Source organism: Comamonas sp. JUb58 (assembly GCF_004364775.1).
GTDB lineage: Bacteria > Pseudomonadota > Gammaproteobacteria > Burkholderiales > Burkholderiaceae_C > Comamonas.
Genome location: NZ_SOAL01000052.1, coordinates 1 through 2370, shown reverse-complemented (window position 1 = coordinate 2370; position 2370 = coordinate 1). Strand labels below are relative to the sequence as shown.

At 59.4% G+C, this 2370-nt stretch carries 2 protein-coding genes and 1 pseudogene; all 3 read right to left on the bottom strand.

Features of this window, described 5'->3' with window-relative positions:
* A partial coding sequence (locus EDF71_RS24825) for a head maturation protease, ClpP-related (protein WP_133859188.1) occupies nt 1-645 on the bottom strand: 645 nt, incomplete at its 3' end.
* Complete coding sequence (locus EDF71_RS24820) at nt 623-1858, bottom strand: phage portal protein (protein ID WP_133859187.1); 1236 nt, start codon at nt 1856-1858, stop codon at nt 623-625. The genes EDF71_RS24825 and EDF71_RS24820, both read right to left, overlap by 23 nt.
* 11 nt (nt 1859-1869) lie before the next feature.
* A pseudogene (locus EDF71_RS24815) lies at nt 1870-2370 on the bottom strand (terminase large subunit); the annotation flags it as partial.

Here is a 2370-nt window from a genome sequence, read left to right as displayed (position 1 = left end):
GGAGCCCTGCTTGATCGCCGAATCCTCCAATAGGGCGTCAGCCCAGCCGTCAGCAACAGCGACGGAGCCACCGATCCAGCTTTCCTTGTCCATCAGGGAAGTGATACGTTTGAGATCCACCCCAGTGCGCTCCTGGTAGACATCAGCCATAGCTGCGTCAAAAGGAGCCATCTGCTCGCTCAGGGCGGCGAAGTCGTGACGGTTACCGGCGGCGAGACACCAACAGTTGTGGATCATCAGGAACGATGGCCGACCGATACGGATATCGTCTCCCGCCATTGCGATCACCGAGGCGGCACTAGCGGCCATACCCAGGATGTTCACGGTGACCCGACCCGGGTGCATACGAAGCTGGTTGTAGATGGCTACACCATCGAACATGTCGCCGCCAGGACTGTTCACGTTCACAACCACATCACGGTCGCCAATGGCGCGCAAGGCACCAGCGATCCGGTTGGCTGTGACACCCTCCCCGGTCCACCAGTCCTCGCCGATCACATCCAGGATGCTGATCACGTTGTCAGGCGATTCGCCAGCGGCTGCCTGGATGCCAGGCGTCCAACGCGACATCGCACTCGGCGACACGAACGACTGGATGCGACCACGCGCCCCAGCGTTTAGCTCAGGTAGTTTTCTCAGGCTCATTGGTTGCTTTCTTCCCCGAGGGTTCGCCCAAGGTGTTGAACTTCGGATTGGGATCAGCCGGGTATTCGGCCAAGTCCCGGATTTCATTGCCGGTGTGCCATGGCTGATGCCCGCCAGACCCGAGAGCCTTGGCGAAGTAGTCCGCCTGGTCTTTGAGGGTGCCGCGCAGCAGGGCTCGCACGTTGAACTTAAAGTACAGAGATTCCCGCTCTCGGTCGGTCAACAGGGTACGGGCCAGGGCTTCTTCCCAAGCCTGCATGCGGCTGGCCAGCGTGTACTGCACGAAGAAGATGCCCAGTTGCTCAATGCCAGAGCCCCAACTGGTGTCATCCATCATCAAGAGAGGTCGGGGCACGCCATACAGGCGAGCGACTTCCTCAATCTGGTGGTTCCGGTTTTCGATCTGCTGCGCATCTGCTGCCGTAGATCCGAACTTGTTGGCCTTGGCACCCTCCTCCAGCAACATCCATTTGTTGATGTTCTCGGCGCCTGAGTGGTCTTCATCGAGAGAGCGCTTCATTCGCTCATAAGCCAGATCGGACAACTCACCCGTTACTTCAATGGCGCCACCAGCCATGACCCCTGTACGGAAAACGTTGGCTGCAGCACGCTGAGCGCCGGCCGCCAGGTCAAAGACCTCAGATGCCAGCTTTCGGCGGGATAGTCCCTCGATACCATCGAGAGACAGGTCGCGGATGTGCAGGATTTCGTCCTGGTCCAACGTCAACTGGCCACCGTTCTCGGTCGTGCATTGGTACTGCATCCGCCAACCCGAACCAAGCTTGCTCGTGACCCGCCCCTTCTCGAACGGGATAAGGTGAATGGGGCGGCCTCCGGATCGGATGACACGCGCATAGGCGTTGCCCTCTGTCTCCAGCAAAAGCTCCATCTGACTCTTGAACTCCATGGGAGTCTGGTAGGGGTTGGGCTTGATGCGCACCAGCTTGTGCCCAGCGTGGTCAGTAGCCTTTTGCTTGTCACTCCCCTCGCGGTAGAGGTTCAAGGGCAGCATGCCCAGGCCGTTGCAAAGAAGGGTCAGGCAGCGCAGTGCTGCGGTGTTGCGCAGCATGTTGCCCTGCGCACCTGTTTGGCCCAGGCGAATGAATTCCAGAAACGCCGGGTCATCCAGCCCGGTAAAGGTGAACCCCTGAGCACTGGACTGCGGGCGCGACTGTGCCTCCGGCTTGCGCCGGAACATATCGAATATTTTCATTGAGTCGTACCCTATAAGTACCTGATGCCGCGCCGCTCGTAGACCGATTTGCGCTTTGCCTCAGGGTTCGTCGCCATCAACGTGATCGCGTTCAGCGAGGCCATCAGCGGATCAATCTTGGCCGTGCCGCTGGCCTGCTTGGTGATGAGCACAGCATTTCCGGAAGGAACTACCTTGGCATTTCCCACTGACCAGGCCATCATTGGAGAGTCGGCATGCGTCAACTGCCCATCCTTCAAGGCCAGCTCGGCCACCGCAATCGCACCGGTCAGCTTCCAGCCCTGAGAGATGCCGATGATCAGATCCTCCGGGATGCCTGCATCAATCAGTGCTTTGAACACGACCTTATGGGTGCGTTCCGGGTCCAGGCCAATCTTGGCCAGCAACCCAGCGTCGTAGACCTTCTTGCACAGGGCCGCCAGTTCCTCAACGTCCTGGCGTGGCCTCTCGACAATGACCAGGTCGCCATCACTAACGAAACCGTGGTACTTCGATGCCTCGGACTTGCGCCG